The organism is Demequina sp. NBRC 110054, from assembly GCF_002090115.1.
Taxonomy (GTDB): domain Bacteria; phylum Actinomycetota; class Actinomycetes; order Actinomycetales; family Demequinaceae; genus Demequina.
In genome coordinates this window covers 341370-367954 of the sequence record NZ_BBRK01000006.1, presented here as the reverse complement: position 1 = coordinate 367954, position 26585 = coordinate 341370, and the positions used below count along the sequence as shown (strand labels likewise).

Sequence of the window (26585 nt, the reverse complement as noted above, 5' to 3'; positions counted from 1 at the left end):
GGGCGCTGATTCAGGCGCCCGGCTCCTCCGGGTCTACCGCTGCCGCGACCATGAGGTCGGAGATCTCGTGGACGCCGACGTACACGCGGCTCGCGCCCATCTCCATGAGGTAGTCGATGTCGACCTGGCGGTGGCCGCGCGCGATCACCGTGGTGTCGGGCGCGAGGCGGCGGATCTTCGCGACCACGGCGCCGGCCTGGATCGGGTCGGGGACGCCGACGAGCACCGTGTGCGCCCGCTCGATTCCGGCGGCGCGCAGCACCTTCGAGCGCACGGCGTTGCCGAGGATCGCCTCGTGTCCGGCCTCGCGGATCTCGTGGACGTGGTCCTCGTCGTCCGAGATGACGACGGCGGGCAGGCCTCGCGCCCACAGCCCCGCGGCGATGCGCCTGCCGACGCGTCCGTAGGTGACGACAATCGTGTGGCCCTCGCCGACGTACGTGATCGGGCCGGTCTCGCCCGACGCCTGATCGTCGGTGACCTTCGCGACATACGAGCGCGAGGCCCACGCGAACAGCGCGGGGTTGATGACGATCGACACGATCGCGCCAGCAAGGATCAGGTTCTGGGCGTCCTCGGAGAGGATGTCGTACTCGGCACCGAGCGTGACGAGGATGAACGAGAACTCGCCGATCTGCGCGAGTGCGGCCGCGATCACGAGGCTCATCGACTTCGAGTACTTCATGAGCCGGACCAGGGCGTATGCGCCAAGGCCCTTGCCGACCACGATCGCGAGGACCGTGCCGACGAAGGAGATCGGCCGCTCGATGACGATCGCCGGGTCCACGAGCATGCCGACGGAGACGAAGAACAGCACCGCGAACGTGTCGCGCAGCGGCTGCGAGTCCTCGCCGGCGCGGTGCGCGAGCTCGGACTCCTTGAGGATCGTGCCCGCGAAGAAGGCGCCGAGCGCGAAGGAGACCTCGAAGACCGCGGCCGCGCCGACCGCGACGCCGAGGCTCAGCGCGAGCACTCCGAGCGTGAACAGCTCGCGTGACCCCGTGTCCGCGGTGCGCGCGAGGATCCAGGGGATCGCGCGTCGTCCGAACAGGACCATGATCGCGATGAAGGCGCCGACCTTGAGTGCGGTCCATGCGAGCTCCTGCGCGAGCTCCGCGCCCGAGGCGTCACCCCCGCCGACGACGGGGATCACGACGAGCGCGACGACCATCGCAAGGTCCTCGACGATCAGCCAGCCGATCGCGATGTGGCCCGCGCGCGTGTCCAGCAGGCCGCGGTCCTCGAGTCCGCGGAGCATGACGACGGTCGACGCGACGGACAGCGCGAGCCCGAACAGCAACGAGGGGCCCCAGCCCCATCCCAGGTAGTGACCCAGCATCGTCCCGAGCGCCGTCGCGAGCGTCATCTGCACGACCGCGCCGGGGATCGCGACCTTCTTCACGCTCAGCAGGTCGCCGAGCGAGAAGTGCAGGCCCACGCCGAACATCAGGAGGATCACGCCGATCTCGGACAGCTGGGTCGCGATCTCGACGTCGCCCGTGTAGCCGGGCGTGTACGGGCCGATGATGATGCCGGCCGCGAGGTAGCCGACGATGGGGGAGAGCTTGACCTTCTGCGCGGCGAATCCCAGCACGAAGGCGACGACCAGTCCCGCGGCGATGGTCAGGAGGAGCGGGGCATGGTGCAACATCTGCCAAGACTACCTGGGGTGATGTGAACGGGACATGAAGTGTCAGCTGTCGAGTCGCGCGACCAGCGACTCCTGCTCCTCCGCGCGCTCCTCGAGATATGCGGCGAGCGCGTCGGTGTCGGCGTCGGTCCAGCCGTCGGGCTGCGTGATCGCGACCCACGCGATGAGGTTCTCCGTATGCGAGTACATGTGGCCGTAGCCGTCGGGCACGGAACCCGCGGTCGGCATATCGAGCAGCACCTGCCACACCGTCACCAGGGGGAACCAGTCCATGCGCGGGGACACGTCGGGCGCCCGCTCCTCGCCCGCGAGCCAGTCGGGCTCGCTCCAGGTCAGCGTCGGAGAGAACATCCCGACCGGGTCGGAGCCGTGCTGGAGATAGACGACGCGCGTGTCGCCCCACGTGCCCGTCGGCTCGTCGAGCGAGTCGAGCCCCGCCATGAAGCGCACCGTCCTGCCCTCGCCCACGATCGGGAGCCATGCGGTGCTGCCCTCGTCGCGCGCGGCGGTGAGCTCGGTGTGCGTCGGGTTCACGAATGTGGGGCCGGCCATGAGCGCGCCGTCGATCGGCTCGTTGAGGATGTCGGGGGAGCTCAGCACGGACTCGACGCCGTACGAGCCGAGCGAGAGTCCGTAGAGGTACAGCTCGGGCCGCTCGTCCTCGGGGAGCGTCGACCAGTACACGTAGACCGCGCGGAAGACCGCGCGCGAGGTCTCCGCGGTGATCTCCTGGTCCGCGAGCACCGAGATCCAGCTGGGCAGGTACGAGTACTGCACGCCCGCGATCGCGATGTCGCCCTGGTAGAGGTAGTCGAGGGTGTCGACGCTGTTCGGGTCCAGGTAGCCGGTGCCGGTCACGGTGCCGAGCACGATCGCCTGGCGGTCGAACGCCCCGGTGCGGATCAGCTCCTGGAGCAGCAGGTCGGCGCGATCCTCGAGAGTGTCCGCGGACCGTAGCCCGACGTACACGCGGATCGGCTCGAGCGAGCCGCCGCCCCAGTAGTCGTCGAGGTCGTCGGCGGACGGGCCGGTCGAGATGAAGTAGCGGCCCTGGCGCCCCAGGTCCTCCCACGAGACGAGTGAGCCGGGGCCGCCCGAGCGCAGCTCCGACTCCGTCTCCTCGACCCCCGGGCGGTCGTGGGTGTCGACGACGGAGAAGCCCGCATTCGAGGCCGCGAAGAACCCCCGGACCAGCAGGCCGGAGAACGCGAGATTGAGGACCACGAGCAGCACGATTGTCCCGATCGCGACCGCGAGACGATGCGGCATCCACTTGTCGAGCCAGCGATAGGCCGTGCGGAACAGCAGCCGCAGGGCGCGCGCGCCGGTGAGGATCGCGGCGGTGGTGAGGAGGCCGACGCCGATCACGATCGGCCACGCGGTCGGGCTCAGCTCCGACATCCCGAACAGGTCGCGGATCTCGTTCTGCCAGCCGACCCACTGCCAGATCGCGAGGCCCGTCAGCACGCCGACGACCGCCAGCATCAGGCCCGAGACCAGATGCACCCATCGGCCGCGCAGGTTCGGGATCTGCAGGTAGTTCCACGCGGCGTGGCCCGCAGCGCCGATGCCGTATCCGATCATGAACGACACCGCCGAGGCGATGCCCTGGACCGCCGGCAGGCGCGGCAGGAGTGAGGGGAGCAGCGACAGCGCGATGAAGTACGCGCCGATCACGAGCCCCACTCCGGAGAAGGTGGGCTCGAACACGCGTGGCGGGATCTCGCGCAGCGCGCGCCGGGGAGGCCGTGCGGCGCTCGCTGGCGCGCTCGGCTCCTCGTCCAGCATCGTCCCTGGCACGGCCGCTCCCTTCTTCCTCCGACTGTAAGCCCGCGAGGGCTTGGGGGATTCCCGGCGTGGGGGATTCCCGGCGGGCGGGTGGGTCCCGGCGGGCGGGTGGGTCCCGGACGATGCGGGAGTGCGCGGGCGGTGGACGCCCGGACGATGCGGGGGCGGGGCGGTGCGGGGCGCCGGGGTCCCGGACGATGCGGGAGTGGGGACGATGCGGGCGGGTGGGCCCCGGACGATGCGGGGTCCCGCGCACCTCGGTCAGGCAACGGCGCACGGTACAGAAATGTCCACTGGGAGACATCTGGGCTTCGAAAACGACAATGGGTGTCCACTGGCGCGCATCGGCACGTCGGAGCGTCCTAGTGGACACCCATTGTCGTTTTGGAGCCGTGTCTGCGCCCCAGTGGACAATTCTGGACCGCCGGGGATCGGTCCGAGGGGAGATGGGCGCACGCCAGAACGACCCGCGCAGCAGAACGGCGCGCGCGGAGGACGGCGCGCGTCAGAAGGGCAGCGCGTCCCTGCTGAGCGGGCACGTCATGCAGTGGCCGCCGCCGCGCCCGCGGCCCAGCTCCGCGCCGACGATCTCGAGCACCTCGATGCCCGCCGCACGCAGCAGGTCGTTGGTGTGGGTGTTGCGGTCGTAGGCGATCACGACGCCGGGCTCGAGCGCGACGAGGTTGTTGCCCGAGTCCCACTGCTGGCGCTCGGCGGCGTAGCGGTCGCCGCCCGTCTCGATGAGGTTGAGGCCGTCGAGCCCGAGCGCCTCCGTCACCACCTCGACGAACGGCTTGCCCTCGCGCACCACGTCGAGCTGCGCGGGTGCCTCCGCGGGGTAGAGCGAGAACGTCTCGATGTCGTCGACGACGTCGGGGAACATCGTCGCGACGTCGCGGTCCGCGAACGTGAAGATCGTGTCCAGGTGCATCGCCGAGCGCATCCGCGGCATCTTCGCGACGATCACGCGGTCGGCCGCGTCGGCGGCGAACAGCTCGAACGCGACCTGGGTGATGGCCTGGCGCGACGACCGCTCCGACATGCCGATCACGACGACGCCGTTGCCGATCGGCATGACGTCGCCGCCCTCGAGTGAGGCGAGGCCGTGGCTGATCTCCGGGTCTCCCCACCAGACGTTGACCTGGCCCTTGAAGCGCGGGTGGTGCTCGTAGACGGCCTTCATGATGAGCGTCTCGGCGTGGCGTGCGGGGTAGTACAGCGGGTTGAGCGTGACCCCCTCGTAGATCCAGCTCGTGGTGTCGCGCGTGTAGAGGGTGTTCGGAAGCGGGGGCACCAGGTAGTCGCGCATGCCCGACTCCTCGCGCACGAGCTGGACGGCAGGCGGCGCGAGGTCGCGCGGCAGGTCGGCGACCGCGAGGCCGCCGATCAGGTGCTGCGCGAGGTCGACCGACTCCATCTCGTCGAGGAACGCGCGCACGTCCTCGGTCAGGCCGACGCCGAGGTCGTCTCGCGTGAGCTTGCGGTCCAGGAGCCACCCGCGGGCGTGGGGGTCGGCCATGGTCTCGCCCAGCAGCGTCACAAGGTCGAGCACCTCGACCTCGTACGACCTCATCAGCTCCACGAACTCGGCGTGATCGCGGATCGCGTTGTCGACCCACATCACGTCGTCGAAGAGGAGGTCGGCGCAGTTGCGCGGTGTCAGGCGATGGTGCGCGAGCCCGGGCGAGCACGTGAGGACCGTGTTGAGGACTCCGACCTCGGAGTGCACTCCCAGGGGCGTGACCAGGTCGTTCTGTGTGCGTGCGGCGTCAGACACGGTGTCTCCTTTTCCTCTGACGCTAGCATCGGGCCCTAGGCTGGGGGATGCGAGGGGTGAGCCGCGCGCCGATGGCGGTGCGCAGGAGGGCAAGGGGTTGATGAGCGACCACCGTCATGTGACGCTCGCTGCGGTGGCGAAGGCTGCAGGCGTCGCGAAGTCGACGGCCTCTCATGTGTTCACGGGAAAGCGCGTCGTCGCGCCCGAGACTGCGGAGCGGGTCCGGCGCGCCGCGGAGGCGATGGGCTACACGGGGCCGTCGGCGCTGGGCCGCGCGCTCGCGTCGGGGCGCACTCACCTGATCGCGGTCGTCACACACGCGCTGCTTGAGGACAAGGACACCGACCCGCTGTCGCTCGCGATCCTCGACGGACTCCAGCGGGAGTTCGCTGCGGCGGGCTACGGCATCGTCATCATCCCGCCGATCACCGACGAGGCGTCGCGCGAGCTCGCGCACGCCGTCCTGTACGACGCGGTCGTGTCGGTGCGCCGCATGGTCGGCTTCGAGGAGACGGACCCGTATCTCGCGTCGCGCAAGGTGCCGTGGATCGCGCTCGACGGCCACATGAACGAGGAGGGGGCCGTGCGGATGGACGATGCGGCGGCCACCGAGGAGCTCGCGCGCCGGGTTCTCGCGGCGGGTCACACGCGCATCGCGCTCGCGGGCTACGCCTTCGCGGTGGAGGAGCGTCCCGACACGCTAACGACGTTCGACGAGCTGTACGCGATCGCGCCGGAGAACGTGCAGCGACGTCTCGACGGCTTCATCCGCGCGGGGGTGGAGCCCATGGCGGTTTTCCAGTGCGGCTCGGTGACCAGGGCGAGCGGCGAGGCGGCGGGCGAGGCGCTGCTCGGGCTCGACGAGCCGCCGACCTGCGTCCTCACGACCGCGGACATTCACGCCGCCGGCATCATCGACTACGCGAGGCGCGCGGGGGTGCGGGTTCCCGAGGACCTGTCCGTGACCGGGTTCGACGCCATCCCGCTGCCGGGCTTCGACCACGGGGAGCTGTGCACGATCGTGCAGGACGGCGTCGAGAAGGGGCGGATCGTCGCCCGACGCCTGCTGCGCGAGCTCGACGTGGCGAATGCGGTGCGTGCGGGCGAGGAGCCCGAGCCGCTCGGCGAGCCCGAGGAGCTGCCGCTGCCGATTCGGTGGGGGACGACGGTCGCGACGCTCGGCTGAACGCGACCGCCGCATCGTCCCTCTCGCCGAGCGCCACCTCTCCCGTAGGCAGGTCACGCCCGCCTACGCGGCAGTGATGTCTCCTGGAGGCAGTTGAGGCCATCTCGGGCGCCTCGCTCGGGACATAAGAAAACGGCGGCAGGCCGACCCCCGGAATGGTCGACCCGCCGCCGCGGGAGAGAAAGCTCTGGGTCAGCGACCGAACATACGGCCGAAGATGCCGGCCTCGGACGCGCCGTTGGCGGCAGCAGCCGAGTCGCACGAGCAGCGCTGCGCCGCGGGAACGCCGGCGAGGGCCTGCTCGATGTGGTTACCGCAGCCGGTCCAGGTGGTCTTGCCGCAGCGCGGGCAGGTGGCGGGAGAGCACATGTGTGCGTTCCTTTCGTCGGTGGTCTTGACGCATCCAATATACCCATGGGGGTATCTGGATGCAAGTGGTGGCGGTTACTCCCGAGGCTAGGTCGGATGAGGCGATCGCGTGGGGTGGGTGCCGTGTCACTCGTGCGTGGGGCTCGGGGAGGACTGGCAGAGCATCTCGCCATCCCACCGGAACTCGGCGCTCGCCGAGCGCCGCCCGCTGGCGCGCACAGTCACGTGCGCACGGCTCGCTGGCGGTGCAAGACGGATCACCACACGTCCGTCTTGGGTGGATTGAAGCAGCGGCAGGACCGCGGACGTCACGGCTTCGGCTCGTGACGGGGACAGCTGGTGGCCGCTGTCGTCGCGGAGCATCACGGCCACGCCTCGGCGCCTCGCCGCGGCGACGGCCTCCCCGAGCGATCCTCCTGTGAGCGCAGGTGCATGAATCGCGTCTCGCAGGGCGGACTCCGCTGCCGCTGCGTCCTCGGAGAGTGCGGCGTCCATGCGCTTCCGATGCGCTCGTGCGAGCACCGGAAGCGCGAGCGCCGACACCCGCTGGTGGGCCGAGTCGCGCAGCTTCGCCGCGAGATGGGCTCTCGCCTCGATGATCTCGAGTTCGCGCTGGCGCGCCTCGGCGGCGTGCACGCGGGCGATCGCGCCTCGGATCGCCCGGTTGTAGAGCGAGGCTCCCCCGACGAGCATCACCGGAGGCAGCGTCATTGCCCACGCTGTCGACGGCGGAAGCCCATTCACGTGTGCCCAGACGAAAGTGGGTGCGTTGACGCCCGCGGTGCCCAGCCAGGCCCACGCAATCCGCCCGCGGATCGCCAGGACGAGCATCACCGTCGCGCTCGCCTGCAGCTGCCAGGCAGCGAAGCCTGGTTGGGGGGTGGCGTAGTTCCACGTCGTCGCTACTGATCCGGCGCTGAGCGCGACACACATCGCCACTGTCACTCCGAGCGGGTACGGGTCAGGGGCACTCTGGACGACCATGATCGTCGCGGTGGCAACGATGGCGATACAGATGCCGGTGAGGAGTGGAACCCGGACGGCGTCCGTCGAGGTCGAGGCCTGCAGCATCGTGATCGAGGCGAGCACGGCGGCGCCAAGTGTCACCCAGCGGTCGTCGAGGCCGAGAAGAGCCGACCGGGTCTCTGCGGCTGCTGGGCTGCCTTCGTCGGTCACGGTCGCCACGTGAGCTCGATCAGTGTGCCCTCGCCAGGTGCGGAGGTGAGTTGCGCATGCCCGCCTGCGAGCATGGCCATCCGGTCCTTGATGCTCACTGCGACGCCGAGTCGATCGGGCGCGACTGCCGCAGGGTCGAATCCGGCACCGTCGTCAGCGATCGTGACAGCGACCTCGGAGTCCGACAGCCGCACATGCACCTCCCTGTGAATGCCGGTGCTCGGGCTGCCCGCGTGCCGGGTCGAGTTGCGCATCGCCTCGCCCGAAGCGTCGAGCAGTGCGGCAGCCGCGAGGTGAGGGATCGCGTGAGTGCGCGCACCTGAGACGTCGATGATCGCGTCCTCCATCCATCGGTACGTGGCTTCCGCGACGGCCGAGGCAAATGTCGCAGGAGCGAGATCGGTCGAGTGGTCCTCCTCGGTCAGGGTTGCGATGCGTTGTGTCGCTCGGTCCAGATCGGAGTCCGACACGGACGTGGGGTCGATCTTGATCATGCTGAGGACGGCGAGCACATCATCGTGAATCGCCGAGTTGACCGCGGCGCGGACGCGCGATCTCGCCTCTCGTTCGGCGAGGCTCACCACTGCGCTCCTGGCGCTCGCGAGTGCCGCATCAAGGCGCATCGCGTACATCATTACCCCGACGACGAGGCCGCCGAAGATGATCGGGGGGCCGTAGGCTCCGATCCAGTCGACGAGGGTGGGTTCGTCCACCGTGCCATGCGAGGAGATCAGCAGCGGCAGCGAGACGGTAGCGCTCGCGGCGCCGAACACGACGATCGCCGCTGGAGCGAATGACGTCGCGGCAGTCATCATCGTGAACGGGATGAACAGGTGCGGCCACGGGGAGGATTCCGCCGGCTCCGCGCCGGGGAGGATCATGGCGGGCCACAGCGCGACGATCGCCAGGTGAAGCACTGCGGTCGTGCGTACGTAGGTCGCGAGTTGGCGGTGGTCGACGAAGCGCGCGAGGAGGGGAGGCGTCAGGATGGCAAGAGCTCCCGCTCCCGCGAGCGCCACCCCGTAGGCGGGCCGCAGCGTCTCCCACTGGGCGGTCACCGCCTCGAGGTTGATCCCGAGATACATGATCTGCGTCACGGCGGACACTGCGATGACGGCGCGTGCCGTGCGTGCTGCGGCTGGCCCTGCGCCGTAGTTCGATCCCACCGAAGAGCCGAGCACGAGGCCCATCAGACCTCGACCTCTGCGACCAGGCCGTCCTCTCTCGCTCTCACGAAGAGGTCGACGCGCGTATCCGCCGGGCGCTCGACGTGCGTGTACTTGGTGCGTATGCGTCGCAGATATGCCGCCACCGAGTGGGGCGAGATGCCCAGCGCCGTGGCTACCTCCTGCGCCGTTGCGCCGGTGGCGTAGAGGCCGAGCACCTGCTGCTCGCGTTCGGTGAGGCGTGCATCCGCGAGGTGCTCGTCTGAATCGAGAGCGGCGGCGAGGTCGAAGCCCATCACGACGTCGCCTCGAGCCACCGCACGGATCGCTTCCGCCAGGTTCTCGGGGTCCTCGTCCTTCCTGACGAGGCCTGCGGCCCCGGCGCGGACCGCCGCCCGCACAGCGGCATCGTCGTCAGCCTGGCTGTAGATCAGCACCGGGAGGCCATATCGGCTCAGGCGCGAGACATTGACGGAAGGGGGTACGCCGTCCCCGAGTCTCAGGTCAAGGACCACCACGTCGACATCGAGCCTGCTGATCTCAACCTCGTCGACAGTGTCGACCCATGCGACGAGCTCGATGTCGCCGGAATCGGACGCGAATCTGCGAAAACCCGTCGCGATGAGTGAATGGTCCTCAACGAGTGCGACGCGGACGCGACCCCGTTTCCCCTTTTCCCCCATGGAATGAACGTTAGCGACGCTGCTCTGTGCTGCCTAGGCCTGCGAGCGAAATTGTCGCGAATTGCGACGAGTGCGTTCTTGTAGTCAATTCAGGGGTTGTCAGAAATGGGGGCTTGATGGGTTGAATTCCCCATCCGATACTCGCCGCAGAAGCGTTTCAGCGAGATGGGGAATTCTCCCCATCGACGCGCAGAAATGCGAGTTCCTACGGTGGGTCACGTCATCGGGGGAGCAAAGATTCTGGGGGAAAGCGATGAGGGCGCTCGAAACTCTGCGAGCACGGGGTCGTGTGGCAGCTGCCTCAACGGTCGCTGCGCTCGCGCTCGGCGGCGCGGGAGCTGTCGCTTTCGTCTACGACGGGATCCCCACGGAGGACGTCGAGCTGCACGATGCAGGCGTCTGGGTGACGAATCAGGCCGAGTCCGTCATCGGCCGCGTGAATGACATGTCGGACGTCATCGACGGCGTCGTCGGGCAAGGCGGAGGCGACCTCGACGTGCTGCAGGAGGGGTCCACCGTGCTCGCGGTCAACACGGGCGAGCTCCAGGTGGTCGACCCCGCCACCCTTCAGTCGACTGCCCAGATCGTGCTGCCGACGTCCGCATCGGTGGGGCTTGGAGGGGACGAGGTCGTCGTCACCTCGCGAGAGACCGGCGACGTCTGGGCGCTTCCTGTCTCGCAGGTGGCGGGCTACGACAGCGAGGCGACGAGCCCGAACGCCACCTTGGGCGCGGGAGCCGTTGCGGTGGTCACCGACGGTGGAGAAGTGTTTGCCGCCTCGGCCGACGCCGGCATCGTCCAGCTCGTTGAGGACCCCGAGACCGGCACCACAGTGCTCGAGTCGCTCTGGGAAGGTGACCTCGGAGACGACCTCCAGATCACCGCGGTAGGTGACGCGCCCGTCGTCCTTGACGCGGACAACGGTCTGCTGCTGCTTCCTGGTGGCGAGACCACCCAGGTCGACGATCCGAAGGCGGCGGTCCTCCAGGCTGCCGGTCCGGAGTCCGGCCTCGTCGTATACGCCGACGCCTCCGGACTGGTGTCGCAGTCGCTCGACGGAGGCACGCCGTCCCGCCTCGACGTCGCTGACGGGGACGGTGACCCCGCGCAGCCGGTGGTGCTCGGGCAGTGTGCCTATGGCGCGTGGGGCGGCGTGAACGTGTTCATGGCCGATTGCATCGATGACTCTCAGGACACCGGTGCGCTCACGATCTCGAACGACAACCCGAACGCCTCCTACGTCTTCCGCGTCAACCGGGGCCTCCTGCGTCTCAACGACTCTGCGAACGGGCTCAGCTGGACCGCTGACGAGTCGCTCACCTTGGTGGACAACTGGGACGACTTCGACGAGTCGGTGGACGACGGGGACCAGCAGGATGAGGACACGACGGAGCCGACGCTCATCAAGGACCGCGAGCCCGAGAATCACGATCCCGAGGCGTCGGACGACAACTTCGGGGCGCGCGCGGGTCGGACCACCATCCTTCCTGTCGTCGACAACGACCTGGACCCGGACGGGGATGTGCTCTCCGCCTCCGTCACAGACATCTCAGGAGCTCGCGGGGTGACGATCACACCGATCCGCGACGGTGGCGCGGTGCAGGTGACGGTTCCCGAGGGCATGACTGGCAAGTTCACCTTCGGCTATCAGGTCGCGGACGGGCGCGGGGGCACGGACGACGCGGTCGTCACCGTCGCGATCGCGGACGCGGACACGAACACGGCGCCCGTGCAGAGGAACGCGGCGTCCCCCTCGTTCGAGGTCGAGGCCGACGGAGTGATGACCTACAACGTCCTCCCGCATTGGATCGATCCCGAAGGCGACACGATCTACCTGGTCGCGGCCGAGGTCGTCGGCAGCGACCAGGTGGAGTTCAGCGGCGATGGAGAGCTCACCTATCGCGCGACCTCGGGCGTGACCGGCGTCCATCAGGTGAGCATCGTGGTCTCCGACGGGGTGGAGACAGCCCAGGGTGTCGTGAACGTCATGGTCGTCGACCCCGGCGAGGGCGAGGTTGTCACCAACGCGGACTATGCGTCGACCGAGGCGGGTCTGCCGGTGGTGGTGACGCCGCTCAAGAATGACTATTCGCCCTCGGGCGCCGAGTTGAGGCTTGCGAATGTCGAGCAGGAGACTCCCGGCGCGACGGTCGAGCGGGATCTCGACGCGGGCACCGTCACCGTCACCGCCGACGCGCCCGGTACCTACTACGTCCTGTACGCGGCCACGCTCGATTCGCGAACCACCCTTGGCATCATCCGCGTCGACGTGAGCGCGTCCGCTGACGCGGCCCAACCGCCGATCGCGGTCGAGGACGTCGCGCTCGTGGCCCCCGGCGAGTCCGTGCTTGTCGACGTGCTCGCGAACGACAGCGACCCTGCGGGCGGGGTGCTGGTGGTGACCTCGGTCGACGTCCCGACGGGTTCGGGTCTCACGGTCGCCGTACTCGAGCACCGCCTGCTGCGCGTCACGAACGTCTCCGGCATCGAGGAGCCGGTGACGCTCGGCTACTCGGTGTCCAACGGCATGACGGCGACGGCGCAGGTCACGGTGATCCCGACTGAGCCCTCGAGCCTCACCCGATCGCCGAAAGCGGTCGATGACACTGCGGTGGTCCGCGCGGGCGACGTCGTGGCCGTGGACGTGCTTGCGAACGACTCGCACCCGGACGACCTCGAGATCTCCCTCCCCGCCAGCGTCGCGGACGCGCTGCCCAACCTGGACAGCGAGCAGGACACAGCGATGGGCGAGGCCTTCCCCTCGGACGGCAAGGTCAGATTCGTCGCCGCCGCGGGGGCCTCCGGGACACAGCGCCTCACGTATCTCATCGTCGACTCCCAGGGGCAGACCGCGAGCGCGACGCTCACGATCAAGATCGTCGCCGAGGACGCGGAGAACTCCGCCCCGCGGCCGCAGGAGGTGACCGCGCGCGCCATCGCGGGAACCACACTGCGCGTCTCCATCCCGCTCGACGGCGTCGACCCCGACGGGGACTCCGTGACGCTCGATGGCATCGATGAGGCTCCCGAGCTTGGACGCGTGATCGAGGTCGGCGACGACTGGCTCACCTACGAGGCGTACCCGGACTCCCTGGGGCTCGACACCTTCACCTACACGGTGAGGGACAGCTTCGGAGCCACCGGTACCGCGACCGTGCGAGTGGGGATCGCGGAGCCGCTGGCCACGAACCTACCGCCGGTAGCGGTCGCGGACGACGTCGAGCTGCGTCCCGGTACGCAGATGGCCGTCGCTGTGCTTGCCAACGATTCGGACCCCGAGGGCCAGGAGCTCGCTCTGGTCGAAGGCTCCCTCATCGTCTCGGAAGGCGTGGAGGCCAAGGTCGTCGGTACGAGGGTTGTCGTGACCGCCGGCGACGCCGAGGGCAGCGCGACCGTGCAGTACGTGGTGAGAGACGCGCTCGGCTCCTCGTCGTACGGTGTGGTGCGGATCGCAGTCACGAAGGATGCCGAGGCGATGGCCCCGGTCGCCCGCGACGACAGGGTGTCCGGTGCGCAGCTCAGGTCCGCGGGATCGGGCGGCGTCGACGTCGAGGTGCTCGCGAACGACGACGACCCCGATGGCGTCGTGAGTGCGCTCGAGGTGACGGTCGACTCGGAGTCGGCCACGGTGAACGAGGACGGCACTATCGCGGTGACGCCAGGTGCCGACGCTCAGCTGATCCGGTACACCATCACCGACCCCGATGGGCTGTGGGCATCCGCTTTCATCATCGTCCCAGGCGAAGGAGATGACCGACCTCAGCTGCGCGACGGCAAGGTGATCGAGATCCCGTCGGGGGAGACGAAGACCATCACGATCGACGATTTCGTCGTGACCGCGGATGGTGGCTCCGCGATGCTCACGACCGCCGAGAGCGTCAGGGCCGTCCACTCCAACGGCGACAAGCTCGTCGTCGACGAGGGCACGCTTGTCTACACGTCGGCGGACGGCTACTACGGACCCGATGCGCTCACGTTCCAGGTGACCGACGGCGCGTCGGTCGACGACCCGGATGGCAAGGTCGCGAGCATCACGATCCCCGTCACCGTGCTGCCCGCGGAGAACGTGGCGCCGACGATCATCGGCGCCACCATGGTCGTGGCCGACGGCGAGGACGCCTCGACTCTCGCGCTCTCGTTGCTCGCGTCCGACCCGAACCCCGACGATGTCCTGACGTTCGCGGTGGGTGACGACGTCCCCGAGGGGATCGACGCCGAGATCGTCGACGGGGTGCTGACGGTATCTCTGACGGCTGACCTCGCGAAGGGAACCGAGCTCGCCCTGCCGATCACCGTGACCGACGGGGTCACCGAGCCGCAGGCGGCGGTCATCCAGGTGACGGTGGTCGCGTCCGGCCGTCCTCTTCCGACCGCGGAGGACGACTACGTGTCGGGCGTGAGTGCGGGGGACGCCGTCGTCATCGCCCCCCTGGACAACGACTTCAACCCGTTCTCCGACCAGGGCCCGCTGACGCTGCTCGCGGCGGACACGGCATCGGGTCAGGCGAGCGTCTCGATCAGCGGCGACGAGGTCACGATCACGCCCGCGGAGGGTTCCTCTGGCACTGTCGTCGTCACGTATCGCATCGTCGATGTGACAGGAGACCCCGATCGTGAGGCCGAGGGGCGCATCGTCGTCACCGTGATCTCGGAGGACGGAGACGGCGGCCAGGAGACGGACGGTTCCGACGCCGATGATCCCGCGGCGGTCGCCGAACGCCCCGACGCACCCGGACGTCCTCGGATCACCTTCGAGGGCAACGCCGAGGTCGGGCTCGCATGGGACGCTCCCAACTCGAACGGCGCCAACATCGAGCACTACACGGTGTACTCGTCGGACGGTCGACAGCTTGCACAGACCACCGCGACCACCCTAATCGTGAAGGCCAGCAGCGGGATCGTCAACGGCGAGGAGTACTCCTTCTACGTCACGGCGACGAACGTGGAGGGCGACTCGGATCCGTCGCCCCTGTCCGCGGCCGCGCACCCCAACGCGGTTCCCGATCGGCCCAACGCGCCGGAGTTGGTGTTCGGCGACCAGAGCATCGACGTGACGTGGACCGAGCCCAAGAACGAGGGGTCCGCCATCACGGGGTATCGACTGGTCGTGTCGCCCGCGATGCCCAACGGCAAGAACACCATCGACCTGGGCGCGAAGACCTCGCACACCATCGAGGGCCTGGAGAACGGCGTCGCCTACCAGGTCGCCGTGATCGCCTTCAACAGTGCGAGCGACCAGGGGTCCGAGCAGAGCGAGTACTCGCTCTCCGAGGTCCCTGCGGGCGCCCCCTTCGCTGCGGGCAAGCCGACCACGGCGATGCTCGAGCCCGTCGGGAGCCGCGCGCAGATGCTGGTGTCGTGGACGGCGGCCGACGGCAACGGCGACGACGTCTCGTCGTACGACGTCCTGGTGCACCGAGGTTCCGAGGTCGTCAACACCCTGACGGTGTCGGGAGACTCCCTCTCCGCCGCGATCGAGGTGGACACCTCCGAGACGAACTACACCTTCTCCGTGATCGGGCACAACAAGTCGCCCAAGGTGGGGGCCGAGTCCGAGCGGTCCGACGAGCGCCGCGCCGTCATCGCGCCGAGCGCCCCGACCTTGGTGACGGCCTCCACTCCGAGCGCGAACCAGAGCATCGTCGTCGCCTACACGCCTGGAGCGCGCAACGGCGCCCTGGCCTCCGAGGTGAGCTATCAGTATCAGCTCAACGGCTCCGGCTCGTGGATCGCGATGCCCGCGAACAACACGATCACCTCGCTCAACGTAGGCGCGAGCTACAAGGTGGCGGTGCGCGGAGTCTCGACCGTCGAAGGCGTGACGTACACGGGCGCGTCCTCGGCGCAGTCCAACACGGCGGTGCCGTTCAAGCCGATCGGGCAGGCGACCGTGTCCACGACCTCCGCAGTCGGCAAGGTGACGTTCAAGGTCACCGCTCCGAGCGGCAACGGCCGCACGATCACGAGCATTCAGTACTGCATCAAGACGGGCACCGGCACGTGCTCGAACTGGTCCAACGCCGGCTTCACCTCGGGGAGCAAGAGCTTCACGAAGAGCGGGCTCAGCAACGGTCAGCAAGCGACGATCACGGTGCGCGTCACGACCAACGGCGAGGCGAGCAACACGAGCACGATGTCGAAGACCGGTACTGCGCTGCAGCCGTCGGCGACGTTGGCGCACTCGTCCCAGACGCGCTCTGGTTGCAGTTACTACGGCGGCGGAAACTGCCCCTACCTCGAGGTGACCACCAAGAACTTCCCCGCGGGGTCGTACACCTACAAGTGCTTTGAGAATGGCTCGGTCTTCACTACCAGCAGCGGAGCCGCTTGGGTCCTCCAGGGGTCGTTCCCCGCCAACGGCTCCTTCAGGACCGACTGCTGGGCCGGCTTCGAGAGGAACTACAAGGTCATCATCTACGGCGTCAACGGCCAAGACATCACCGCAGGGCCAACAGCCTGGTAGCTCCTAGGAAAGGCATCCCGACATGACAATGACACCCGAGCAGGCGGCCTGGTTCGCCGACACCTTCGGCAAGCTGACCGCCAACATCGGCAAGGCGGTCCTGGGCAAACAGGACGTGATCCGCCTGGTGCTGACCGCGATGTTCGCCGAGGGCCACGTGCTTCTCGAGGACGCGCCCGGAACCGGCAAGACGAGCCTCGCCCGTGCGCTCGCCGCGACCGTCGACGGCACGTCGAGCCGCATCCAGTTCACGCCTGACCTGCTGCCCTCGGACGTCACCGGCGTCACCATCTGGGACGAGCACGCTCGCAAGTTCGAGTTCCACCGTGGTCCGATCTTCGCGTCGATCGTGCTCGCCGACGAGATCAACCGCGCTTCGCCCAAGACGCAGTCCGCGCTTCTCGAGGTCATGGAAGAGTCGAAGGTCACCGTCGACGGCACGACTCACGAGGCCGGCCGTCCGTTCCTGGTCATCGCGACGCAGAACCCGATCGAGCAGGCCGGTACGTACAAGCTCCCGGAGGCGCAGCTCGACCGCTTCCTGGTGAAGACGTCGATCGGCTACCCGGACCTCGCCTCGGCCACGGAGATCCTCGCGGGATCGTCCGTGCGGAACTCGGCGTCGAGGGTGGCTCCGATCGCGACCACCAAGGCGATCGCCGACATGGCGGACCTCGCCTCGACGGTGTACACGGATCCCGCTGTCCTGCGCTACGCCGCGCAGCTCGCCGAGGAGACCCGCAACGCGCACCAGACCCTGCTCGGGGTGTCCGTGCGCGGCGCCCTCGCGATGATCCGCGCTGCGAAGGTGTGGGCCGCCGCCCAAGGACGCAACTTCGTGTCCCCGGACGACATCAAGCAGCTCGCGCTTCCCGTGTGGCAGCACCGCATCGTCCTCGACGCGGAGGCCGAGTTCGGAGGGGTCACCGCAGAGTCGATCCTCGGCAACGTGCTCGCTGAGGTCGCGGCGCCGCAGGCCAAGGCGACCGTGGCATGACCGTCGACGAGCGCGCGCACGTCGCGGGCGAGGCAGTGGCCCAACGGGCCCGTGGCGCCCGCTACTCCGTCCTGCGCGCGCTCGCACCTCTCATGCGCTGGTGGGATGACGTCGCCGCGCACTACCTCGCGCAGCCGATCGGCGTGCTGCGCAAGGCCACGCGCGCGCCCAGCTGGGTCGCATGGGCCCTCATCCTCGTCGGACTCGGTCTGGTCCTTGCCGGATCGATCTGGCGTTGGGGCGAGGTCGTCGCCATGGGTGTCGCGGGGCTCGTGCTGGTCGGCGCTGCCACGCCTTTTCTCTTCGGAAGCATGGGGCACAGGGCCACGCTCGACCTGAACCGCAGCCGCGTCGTCGTGGGGGAGCGGGCCATGGGTGCCCTCGAGGTGATCAATCCTGCGGGCCGCGCGGCCTCGGCGCTGAGGGTCGAGCTCCAGGTGGGTTACGGTGTCGCAGAGTTCTCCATCCCGAGACTCGCGGCGGGCGAGCGGCACGAGGACCTCTTCACCATCCCGACCCAGAAGCGCACGGTGCTCCAGGTGGGGCCGCTGCGGGCATTGCGTGGTGACCCCCTCGGTCTTGTCGCGCGGGACGTGGTGTGGGCCGAGCCCGTGGAGCTCTTCGTGCACCCGCGCACCGTGTCGCTGGACGGCTCCTCCAAGGGCTTCCTGCAGGACCTCGAAGGGCTGCCGACGCGCGACCTGTCCAACTCCGACGTCTCGTTCCACGCGCTGCGCGAGTACGCGCCAGGCGACGACCGCCGCCACGTGCATTGGCGCTCCTCCGCGCGCACGGGGCAGCTGATGGTGCGCCAGTTCGAGGAGACGCGCCGTTCCCACCTCGCAGTCGCGCTCAGCGCCAACGAGGAGGAGTACCGGGCAGAGGAGGACTTCGAGCTCGCCGTCTCGTGCGCGGGTTCCCTCGCACTCCAGGCGCTGCGCGAGGAGAAGCAGGTGACGCTGATGCTCCAGTCGGGCACGGTTCCCTCCCGCACTGGGAGGCGCCTCCTCGACGGTCTCTCTGCAGTGGAGCCGACGCCCCTGCGCAGGGGAACGCTCACCGAGCTCGCCGGGCGAGTCGGGCTCGCGGTGCCCGGCGCCTCCGTCGCGATGCTCGTCACCGGGCCCCGCGCCACGCCTGCTCACCTGCGAAGGGCCGCCGCGCGGATTCCCGTCGGTGTCCAGGTCGTGGCTCTCATCTGCGAGGCGGGGGCAGCACTCACCCGTCACCGCATCGGAGACATCTCCGTGCTCACCGTCGGCGACCTGTCGGACCTGCCACCAGCCATGAGGAGGCTCTCGTGAACCTCGTGCCCGCCCCGCTCGGACGACGCCTGGGCGCCTACCTGCTGGACGGCCTGTTCGTGACTCTCCTCGTCGCGGTCGGCTACGCCGTCCAGGTGATCGTGGCGCTCAACGACCCCACCGGCGGGGTGCTGGCGATCGTGCTCGGCCTCGCGGTGCTCGCGCTGCCGTTCTTCTACATGGCACTCAAGGGGACCGCGCAGGGAAGCGTCGGCTACCGAGCCACGCGACTGACCCTGGTCGATGCGGTCACGGGGCTGCCGATCGGGCGCGGCAGGTCCGTAGGACGCTGGATGCTGTTCGGCATCATCCCGTTCGCTGTTTTCTCGCCGTTCTTCGACAATGAGCAGAACCGCGGCTGGCATGACCGCATCGTCGGGTCGCTGCTCGTCGACCGCGACGCCACGACGCTTCCCGGGGCCGAGCTCCCGACCGAGGGCGCAGAGACTGCACGGCCCGAGCCGAGCAGTCTCCCCGCGGAACCGGTCGAACCCATCACCTCCGTCGCACCGATGAGCGCCCCTGCAGCCTCACCGACACCCGGCACCGTGGTGCCGAGCTTCGCGTCGCCCACCTCCTCTGGGCAGGGCCTGATCAGCGCGGTGCCAGGCATGGCCTCGCCAGGACCTGACTCCGACCGCCTCGCCGAGCGAGCCGACGCGGGGCCGATGGTCACCTCGGCGGCGCCCTCATTCGCGTCCTCGCCTGCGCTCGCTCCCACGGGCGGCGTCGAGGATCTGGATGCGACCCGCGCGGCTCCTCCTCGCCGCTCGCCGCAACCCGCGGCGCTGCGCCTGGTCTGGGACGACGGCACCCACGTGGGGATCGACGGTCCGGTGCGCATCGGCCGCAACCCGGACTCGACCGACGGTGCCCGCGCGGTCAGGATCGTCGACGAGACCCGATCCCTGTCGAAGAGCCACCTGCTGATCGAGCCGGACGGGCCGAGGATCCGGGTCACCGATCTCCACTCCACCAACGGCACCGACGTGGTGCGCGCGGGGCGGACCGAATCGCTCGTTCCGCTCACCGCCGTGCATCTCGCGGTCGGAGACCGCATCACCGTCGGCGACCGGATCGCCACCGTGGAGGCTGCCGGATGACTCCAGACAAGGCGCTCTCCTCACGGCTTCCCCTGCTGTGGCCGCTCGTCGTGCTGCTCGGCGTCGGGGTGTGGGCATTCGCGCCCGTGTATGTCGGCGGCAGCTACCTGATCGCGGGAGCGGGCGGACTGGCGATCGGCGTGGGACTTGGCTTCGTCGGGGCGCTGCGGCGTTGGCCCTGGTACCTCGTGTGGGCCACCGCCCTCGTCGCCTACATCGTGCTCGCGGCCCCGCTGGCGCTGCGGGACGATGCGATCGCGGGCTTCGTGCCGAGCCTCGCGACGATCGCCGAGGCGGCCCGCGGCCTGGGCACGTCGTGGAAGGACCTGCTCACCGCCGAAGCGCCCGTCGTGGGCTACAGCACGACCCTCCTCGTCCCGTTCCTCGCGACCCTCCTCGCGTCGCTCGCGGCGACCACGATCGTGCTGCGTGGGAGGCGGCCCGCCTGGGCTCTCGCCCCGGTCGGCGCACTGACGCTCATCGCGGTCGTCTTCGGCACGTACCTGGTGTCGTTGCCCGTCGTCGCCGCGGTCGCCGCTTCGCTCGGCGGCGCGCTCTGGCTCGCGTGGGTACGCCGCGAGACGCGAGTCCTCGGGGACTCGCAGGCGCAGGCAGGGGCCCCAGCCTGGCCCGCGGTCGCCGCAGGGACGGCGATGATCGTCGTCGCCGGTGGCGCCGCCTGGGGCGTGGGGACGGTGGCCGTCGCGGGAGAGTCCCGCGACGTGCTGCGGAACCATGTGCTGCCGCCCTTCGACATCCATGACTACGCGTCGCCGCTCCAGTCGTTCCGCGGTCTGGAGTCCGACCAGGCCGAGCCCACTCTCTTCACGGTCGGCGGGTTGCCGGCAGGCGCGCGCGTGCGTCTGGCCACCCTGGACACGTATGACGGCACCGTCTTCGGCGTCGGCGCCACCGGTCAGGCGGGCTCGGGGACGTTCCTCGCGCTGTCGGGTGACACCGGCGTCACAGCCGACGGTGACGCGGTGGAGATCACCTTCACGGCAGGCACCTTGGGAGGCGTCTGGCTGCCCGACGTGGGCGATGTGCAGTCCGTGAGCTTCTCCGACGACGAGCATCGGTCGGTCTACTACAACCGCGCCACAGGCACCGCGGTCGTCCCGAGCATGCTGTCCGAGGGGACCGAGTACACGGTCGAGACCACCTGGTCGGCCATCCCTACCGCCGAGGAGCTGGGCGACGACACGTTCGCCTCGCTCGCCGTGCCCGACGCCACCAACATTCCCTCGTCCGTGGCCGACGCCGCGCAGGAGGCGGTGGCAGAGGCAGCCACCGATGCAGAGCGCATGGAAGCGCTTGCTGCGTGGCTTCGCGACACCGGCTACTTCTCACATGGCGTCTCTGACAGCGAGCCCGACTCGCTGTCCGGCCACGGCACCGTGCGCATCGACTCCCTGCTCACCTCCGAGCAGATGGTCGGCGACGACGAGCAGTATGCCGTGGCGCTCGCGCTCATGGCGCGCTCGCTCGGCATCCCCTCGCGCGTGGTCATGGGCTTCTACCCGGACGATGCCGTCGCCGGCTCGTACGACGTCACTGCCGCGGACCTCCATGCCTGGGTAGAGGTGCCGTACGAGTCGGCAGGCTGGGTCGCGTACGACGCGGCTCCCGATGAGGACAAGACGATCCCAGACTCCGAGCAGCCGCCGCGCCACCAGGCGCATCCGCAGGTCCTTCAGCCCCCGCCCCCTCCGGAGGAGCCTGAGGAGACCCCGCCGACCGAGGCGATCGAGGATGAGGCGATAGAAGGTGACGACCCGCTTCTCGAGACGATCGTGGAGATCGTGCGCTACGGCGCCGTCGCGGGCGGCGTGTCCGCGGCCCTCGCGCTTCCCTTCGTCGCGATCCTCGTGGCCAAGGCTCGGCGACGCCGTGCTCGTCGGCATGCCACGAGGCCAGCCGACGCCGTCGCCGGTGCCTGGGATGAGCTAGCCGACGCAGCGACGGACACGGGGATCGCGCTGATCCCGGGCGCCACGAGAGCCGAGCAGGGGCACGCGCTCGACTATGAGCTGTCGTCGTCGACCGCGGTAGCGCTCGCGCGTCGCGCGGACGCGGGCGTCTTCGGTCCGGTCGATTGGGATGACGCTCAGACTCAGGCCTTCTGGGACGAGGTGGATGCGTACATCGTCCAGACCCGACGGCGGGGAGGTCGGCTCCGTGCGCTCCGCTCCCGGCTGTCGCTCCGGTCGCTCGCTCACCGTCGCCGCTCCGCACGCATGGTCGGAGGTAGTGAGCGATGACCGCACCGATCACGGTGGCAGCCGGGTCCGCGACGCACACCGGGCTGCGCCGGAAGCTCAACGAGGACAGCGTGCTCGCGCAGCACCCCGTCTTCCTCGTGGCCGACGGCATGGGTGGCTACGAGGCTGGCGAGCTCGCATCCGCGGCTGCGATCCACGAGTTCGAGGGCATGAGCGGACGCGACAGCGTCACCGTCGAGGAGATCCGCGGCGCGTTGAGCCGCGCGCGACTTGCTGTCGGGTCGCTGCCCGTCGACAGCGAGAACGGCGCCGGCACGACGGTCACGGGAGCATTCGTCGCCGAGCACGCCGGCGCGGGCTACTGGATCGTTGTCAACATCGGCGACTCCCGCACCTACAGGCTCGTGGACGGAGCGATCCGTCAGATCAGCGTCGACCACTCGGTGGTGCAGGAGATGGTCGACGAGGGCCAGCTCACGCCGGCGCAGGCACGCACTCATCACGACCGCAACATCGTCACGCGCGCGATCGGCGCGGGCTCGAGCGCCGAGGCCGACTTCTGGCTCATGCCGGCGGCGGTCGGGGACAGGCTCGTCGTGTGCTCCGATGGGTTGAGCGGAGAGGTCGACGACGCGGGGATTGCCGCCGCGCTCGCGAGCGCCTCCGATCCGCAGGACGCTGCGGACGCCTTGGTGGCCGCTGCCCTCGCGCGCGGCGGGCGCGACAACGTCTCGGTGATCGTGCTCGACGCGATCGCGGTCGCGCGAGGCGAGCAGGAGATCGACGAGGCGGACGACGACACCGTCCCGCGCGTGACCGAGGAGGCCACCGATGTATCGCTATAGCCCGGGCACGTGGTTCGGCGTCCTCACCCCGGGCGCGGTGGCGATGGTGCCCGGATCGCTCGGCACCCAGGCTGCGCTCGCGGTGCGCGACGCGGCCGGCGAGGGAGGTGGGTTCCCCGCGATGCTCGAGGCTCTCGCGGGAGCCTCGGGGGCATCCTTCGCTCAGCTCCCGGACTTCGCGATCGCGGTCCGGGAGGGCGAACGCATCCGTGTGGCGATCCGCGGCGGGCTCGACGTGCGGTGCGGGGGAGAGGTCATCTCTGGCGAGGGGATCTCCACATGGGCCGAGCGGCTGCTGCCGCTCGAAGGTGGGCTCGAGATTCGCGCCGCAGAGGCGCGCAACGACTCCGTGGGCCTGTTGCCTGCGTATGACGCCGTGGTGCTGTGCGACATCGTCCATATCGGCGAGACGACGACACCGGAGCCTGTGCCCCAGGCTCGCATCGACGCGGAGCCGGCTCAGGTCCCGGCCGTCGCGGTCGAGCCGGCCTCCGATGTGCCGGTTGAGGATGTGGTCGATGACTCGATGACGCTCGTTCCCGAGGACACCACGGTGAACGCCGCCGCGGAGGACCGTCACGCCGTGGCCCACTCGGTGGAGCCGACGCCGGTCGCGCACCCCGCGCCGACCGTGCCCGAGGACCACTCCGGGGCCGACGACTACGACGACCTGTTCGGCGCGACGGTCATGCGCCACGTCGAGGACGCGGCGGTGCGCATCGTGGACGAGGGCGTCGACGGAGCGACCGAGGTCGCGAAGGAGTCAGCGCCGACGACGGAACCCGATCCGGGAGCATCTCTTCCGGAGCCGAGCCCGGACCTGGCTCCCGACCTGGCCGCCGCCGCATCGTCCTGGACCGCGCCGGTCCTGATGCCCGATGAGCTGCAGGTGTCGCAGCCATCCTCTGATTCGCCCGCTCCCGCCCACTCGGACGGAGATCTCATCGCTGGCATCCCCCTCCACCTGACCGGGGACGGACCCGGGCGGTCCGCGCCCGCGCCGTCTCCCGAGCCGGAGCGTCAGGATCCCGCCCCGCCTGCGCTCCAGGAAGGGGACCACGACGGCATGACCGTGTCGGTGGCCCAGCTGCGGGCGATGCGCCAGCAGGCCCCGGCCGCGACCTCCGGCTGCGTGGGCCGTGCCGTCGTCTCCACCGGAGAGACCGTCTCCCTCGATCGATCGGTGATCCTGGGGCGGCGGCCCAAGTCCATGCGGTCCACCGGCGACGTGCCGCACCTCATCACCGTCCCGAGCCCCCAGCAGGACATCTCGCGATCTCACCTCGAGCTGCGCGTGCAGGGCACGGCGGTGCTCGCGGTTGATCTGGATACCACCAACGGCACGGTGCTGCGCCGGCCAGGCAAGGACCCGGTGCGGCTGCATCCCCAGGAGCCGACGATCCTTCTGAGCGGCGACGCGCTGGATCTCGGCGAGGGTGTGTCCGTCGCTGTCGAGGACCTCGCATGAGCGCCCGCCGCGCGCCTTCGGCGCCACCGGACCTGCCGGGCTTCGAGCATCGTCGCCTCCTCGGATCGGGCGGCTTCGCCGACGTCTTCCTCTATCAGCAGCACATGCCTAAGCGAGAAGTCGCGGTGAAGGTCCTGCTCAAGGACCGGATGGCGAGCGGCGCAGTGGAGAACTTCGCAGCCGAGGCGAACCTCATGGCCCAGCTGTCGACGCATCCAGCGATCGTGTCCATCTACGAAGCGGGGATGTCGGCGGACAACCGCCCCTACCTCGTCATGGAGAACTGCCCCAAGCCGAACCTTCAGGCGCGCTACCGGAAGGAGCCTCTCGGGATCGCCGAGACGCTCCGGATCGGCGTCCAGGTCGCGGGGGCGGTCGAGACGGCGCACCGCGCGGGGATCCTGCACCGCGACATCAAGCCGGCGAACATTCTGGTGACCGCCTACAACCGGCCGGCGCTGACGGACTTCGGCATCGCGGGCGAGGTCGACGCGGAGGGTGAGTCCGTCGGGATGTCCATCCCATGGAGCCCGCCCGAGTCCTTCGAGGATCCGCCCCGCAGCTCGACCCGAACCGACGTGTACGCGCTCGCCGCCACGATCTACACCCTCCTCGCCGGACACACACCGTTCGAGGTTCCCGGCGAGCCGAGCACCGCGATGCTTCTCATGGATCGCATCGAGTCGACTCCCGTTCCTCCGCTGCGGCGGGCCGATGCGCCCCCCGCGCTCAACGCGGTGCTCGCGAAGGCCATGGCGAAGCGGCCGGAGGACCGCTACGCGTCGGTGCTCGAGCTCGCGCATGCGCTCCAGCGGCTTCAGGCCGAGATGTCGATGTCCGTGACGCCCGTCGACGTGCTCGACGACGCGATCGAGGAGGACATCGAGGACGACGAAGACGACGGCCGCACGCGCGTGCGGGCGGTTCAGAGCATCGATCCGACCTCGCCGCCAACCGCCCCCACGTTCACGTCCGCGCTCCCCGCCGATACGCACACCACCTTGGCGCCGCGCCGCGCCTCGAGCTGGGGGGCGATCGCTCCGCCCCCCGCGGAGGCCGCGGACGAGGAGGGCGCGACCGTGCTGCGCGCACCCCAGCGCGGAGGCTTCACCGCGGGCTCGGTGCCCGAGGCGGCGGCGGTCGATTCGACAGTGCTCCGCCCCGCGTCGGGGCCTGTCGAGCAGGAGCAGGAGGGAGAGGAGGACTCCCCGCCCCGGTCGCGGAGGCCGCTGATCATCGCCGCTGCGCTCGTGGTCGTCGTCGGCGGAGGGATCGGTGCGGCCCTGGCGCTGGGTGGCGGCGACGCCGGCGCGGACGCGTCGGAGCCGGACGGCGCGGGCTCGGAGGCTCCGGTGCAGGTCGTCGACCTCGGATCCGTCGCCGGCATCGAGGACGTCTCGGGTGTGGTTGACGGGACGACGGCGACATTCACGTGGACGTCGGACGAGCTCGGCGACGGCGACACCTACCAATGGCGTGTCGTCGGCAGCGAGGATGGGTACGCGAGCACCGCTGACGCCGAGGCGAGCTTCGACGTCGAGGCCGAGGGCAGTCGGTGCATCGAGGTGCGCGTGCTGGGCGGCTCCGGCCGCATCGGTGACTCGGCGGAGGGATGCGCGTGACGCCCGCGTCTCCCGCGGTCGCGGAGACCGGCCGACCCGCACCGGTGGCAGTGGAGTTCGCGGGCGAGGTGCAGACCGTCGGGCCCGACCGGGAGTTCGTGATCGGGCGAGAGGGCGATCTCGCGATCGATGACAACCGCTTCCTGCACCGTCATCTGCTCCGCCTGCGCGTCTCCGACTCCCTCTGGTGGCTTGAGAACGTCGGCTCGCGACTGTCTGCCACCGTCACCGACGGCTCGGGGCGCGTCCAGGCGTGGCTCGCGCCGGGCGCGAGGATCCCGCTCGTGTTCCGCGCGATGTCCGTGATCTTCACCGCCGGCTCCACCACGTACGAGCTCACGCTGCTCACTGAGGCGCCTACCTTCGAGGAGTCGGCGCACCTTGTGGCTGAGGACGCGCTTTCGACGCTCGGGGACGTCATCCTGACGCCCGCGCAGAAGGTCATCATCGTCGCGCTCGCGGAGCCGATGCTCCGCCGCGAAGGAGTGTCGATGAGTGACATCCCGACCTCGGCCACTGCCGCCGAACGACTTGGCTGGACCGTGACGCGCTTCAACCGCAAGCTCGACAACGTCTGCGACAAGCTCACCCGCGCTGGCGTGCCGGGGCTTCACGGCGGAGGCAGTGCCTATGCGACGAACCGTCGTGCACGGCTCGTGGAGCACGCCATCGCCGCGCGCATCGTGACCCGATCCGATCTTCCCGCGCTCGATGAGGAGCGCGCCCGAAACTCCGCCCCCACCGCAACTGAGGGAGGTCGCTGAG

General features: G+C 69.6%; 17 protein-coding genes. 10 read left to right on the top strand and 7 right to left on the bottom strand.

The genetic code is table 11. The annotated features are described in order from the left end of the window. Window positions 1–10: 10 nt before the first annotated feature. The 3 genes from ybaL to B7K23_RS14305 all read right to left on the bottom strand — a co-directional run bounded on the left by ybaL (window position 11) and on the right by B7K23_RS14305 (window position 5216). Window positions 11–1651, bottom strand: coding sequence for a YbaL family putative K(+) efflux transporter (gene ybaL, locus B7K23_RS14315; RefSeq protein ID WP_084127364.1), 1641 nt, complete (start codon window positions 1649–1651; stop codon window positions 11–13). Between the two features lie 42 nt (window positions 1652–1693). Beyond that, window positions 1694–3451 carry an alpha/beta-hydrolase family protein gene (locus B7K23_RS14310; protein ID WP_143338316.1) on the bottom strand — a complete coding sequence of 586 codons (1758 nt, stop codon included), beginning with the start codon at window positions 3449–3451 and terminating at the stop codon, window positions 1694–1696. 493 nt (window positions 3452–3944) lie between these two features. Then, a complete protein-coding gene (locus B7K23_RS14305) occupies window positions 3945–5216 on the bottom strand; it encodes an arginine deiminase (protein WP_200809853.1) in 1272 nt (423 codons plus the stop codon). A gap of 100 nt (window positions 5217–5316) precedes the next feature. Between B7K23_RS14305 and B7K23_RS14300 the strand changes: the two genes are divergently transcribed. Continuing rightward, on the top strand, window positions 5317–6402 hold the full coding sequence (locus B7K23_RS14300; RefSeq protein ID WP_084127362.1) for a LacI family DNA-binding transcriptional regulator: 1086 nt from the start codon (window positions 5317–5319) through the stop codon (window positions 6400–6402). Between the two features lie 192 nt (window positions 6403–6594). Here B7K23_RS14300 and B7K23_RS15865 read toward each other — a convergent pair whose 3' ends face one another. From B7K23_RS15865 to B7K23_RS14285, 4 genes are all read right to left on the bottom strand, one after another. Next, on the bottom strand, window positions 6595–6771 hold the full coding sequence (locus B7K23_RS15865; RefSeq protein ID WP_200809852.1) for a hypothetical protein: 177 nt from the start codon (window positions 6769–6771) through the stop codon (window positions 6595–6597). 126 nt (window positions 6772–6897) lie between these two features. Continuing rightward, window positions 6898–7956, bottom strand: coding sequence for a hypothetical protein (locus B7K23_RS14295; protein ID WP_084127361.1), 1059 nt, complete (start codon window positions 7954–7956; stop codon window positions 6898–6900). Then, entirely contained in the window at window positions 7944–9137 is a 1194-nt protein-coding gene (locus B7K23_RS14290) for a sensor histidine kinase (RefSeq protein ID WP_084127360.1), read from the bottom strand. Before B7K23_RS14290 ends, B7K23_RS14295 begins: the two co-directional genes overlap by 13 nt. Continuing rightward, on the bottom strand, window positions 9137–9796 hold the full coding sequence (locus tag B7K23_RS14285; RefSeq protein ID WP_084127359.1) for a response regulator: 660 nt from the start codon (window positions 9794–9796) through the stop codon (window positions 9137–9139). Before B7K23_RS14285 ends, B7K23_RS14290 begins: the two co-directional genes overlap by 1 nt. Before the next feature lie 289 nt (window positions 9797–10085). Here B7K23_RS14285 and B7K23_RS14280 point away from each other — a divergent pair, with 289 nt between their 5' ends. Genes B7K23_RS14280 through B7K23_RS14240 form a run of 9 tightly spaced genes read left to right on the top strand, consistent with a single transcriptional unit; the run spans window position 10086 to window position 26584 of the window. Continuing rightward, window positions 10086–16259 carry an Ig-like domain-containing protein gene (locus B7K23_RS14280; RefSeq protein ID WP_084127358.1) on the top strand — a complete coding sequence of 2058 codons (6174 nt, stop codon included), beginning with the start codon at window positions 10086–10088 and terminating at the stop codon, window positions 16257–16259. 22 nt (window positions 16260–16281) lie between these two features. Continuing rightward, window positions 16282–17256, top strand: a complete 975-nt coding sequence (locus B7K23_RS14275; protein WP_084127357.1) for a MoxR family ATPase — start codon at window positions 16282–16284, stop codon at window positions 17254–17256. Further along, entirely contained in the window at window positions 17253–18560 is a 1308-nt protein-coding gene (locus B7K23_RS14270) for a DUF58 domain-containing protein (protein ID WP_084127356.1), read from the top strand. Before B7K23_RS14275 ends, B7K23_RS14270 begins: the two co-directional genes overlap by 4 nt. Further along, on the top strand, window positions 18557–19663 hold the full coding sequence (locus B7K23_RS14265; protein ID WP_159451438.1) for an RDD family protein: 1107 nt from the start codon (window positions 18557–18559) through the stop codon (window positions 19661–19663). The genes B7K23_RS14270 and B7K23_RS14265 overlap by 4 nt, the downstream gene beginning before the upstream one ends. Continuing rightward, window positions 19660–21924: a transglutaminase domain-containing protein gene (locus B7K23_RS14260; protein ID WP_084127354.1), complete on the top strand. Its 2265-nt coding sequence runs from the start codon at window positions 19660–19662 to the stop codon at window positions 21922–21924. The genes B7K23_RS14265 and B7K23_RS14260 overlap by 4 nt, the downstream gene beginning before the upstream one ends. Further along, window positions 21921–22730: a PP2C family serine/threonine-protein phosphatase gene (locus B7K23_RS14255; protein ID WP_084127353.1), complete on the top strand. Its 810-nt coding sequence runs from the start codon at window positions 21921–21923 to the stop codon at window positions 22728–22730. Before B7K23_RS14260 ends, B7K23_RS14255 begins: the two co-directional genes overlap by 4 nt. Continuing rightward, entirely contained in the window at window positions 22717–24198 is a 1482-nt protein-coding gene (locus B7K23_RS14250; protein WP_084127352.1) for an FHA domain-containing protein, read from the top strand. The genes B7K23_RS14255 and B7K23_RS14250 overlap by 14 nt, the downstream gene beginning before the upstream one ends. After that, window positions 24195–25820, top strand: coding sequence for a serine/threonine-protein kinase (locus tag B7K23_RS14245; RefSeq protein WP_084127351.1), 1626 nt, complete (start codon window positions 24195–24197; stop codon window positions 25818–25820). Before B7K23_RS14250 ends, B7K23_RS14245 begins: the two co-directional genes overlap by 4 nt. Continuing rightward, window positions 25811–26584, top strand: a complete 774-nt coding sequence (locus B7K23_RS14240) for a hypothetical protein (RefSeq protein WP_084127350.1) — start codon at window positions 25811–25813, stop codon at window positions 26582–26584. Before B7K23_RS14245 ends, B7K23_RS14240 begins: the two co-directional genes overlap by 10 nt. Window position 26585 lies beyond the last annotated feature (1 nt).

Bases quoted from the DNA above. Each gene is read 5' to 3' on its own strand.
- ybaL (WP_084127364.1), bottom strand. From the start codon at position 1,651: ATGTTGCACCATGCCCCGCTCCTCCTGACCATCGCCGCGGGACTGGTC.
- B7K23_RS14300 (WP_084127362.1), top strand. From the start codon at position 5,317: ATGAGCGACCACCGTCATGTGACGCTCGCTGCGGTGGCGAAGGCTGCA.
- B7K23_RS15865 (WP_200809852.1), bottom strand. From the start codon at position 6,771: ATGTGCTCTCCCGCCACCTGCCCGCGCTGCGGCAAGACCACCTGGACC.
- B7K23_RS14290 (WP_084127360.1), bottom strand. From the start codon at position 9,137: ATGGGCCTCGTGCTCGGCTCTTCGGTGGGATCGAACTACGGCGCAGGG.
- B7K23_RS14285 (WP_084127359.1), bottom strand. From the start codon at position 9,796: ATGGGGGAAAAGGGGAAACGGGGTCGCGTCCGCGTCGCACTCGTTGAG.
- B7K23_RS14275 (WP_084127357.1), top strand. From the start codon at position 16,282: ATGACAATGACACCCGAGCAGGCGGCCTGGTTCGCCGACACCTTCGGC.
- B7K23_RS14270 (WP_084127356.1), top strand. From the start codon at position 17,253: ATGACCGTCGACGAGCGCGCGCACGTCGCGGGCGAGGCAGTGGCCCAA.
- B7K23_RS14260 (WP_084127354.1), top strand. From the start codon at position 19,660: ATGACTCCAGACAAGGCGCTCTCCTCACGGCTTCCCCTGCTGTGGCCG.
- B7K23_RS14255 (WP_084127353.1), top strand. From the start codon at position 21,921: ATGACCGCACCGATCACGGTGGCAGCCGGGTCCGCGACGCACACCGGG.
- B7K23_RS14250 (WP_084127352.1), top strand. From the start codon at position 22,717: ATGTATCGCTATAGCCCGGGCACGTGGTTCGGCGTCCTCACCCCGGGC.
- B7K23_RS14245 (WP_084127351.1), top strand. From the start codon at position 24,195: ATGAGCGCCCGCCGCGCGCCTTCGGCGCCACCGGACCTGCCGGGCTTC.
- B7K23_RS14240 (WP_084127350.1), top strand. From the start codon at position 25,811: ATGCGCGTGACGCCCGCGTCTCCCGCGGTCGCGGAGACCGGCCGACCC.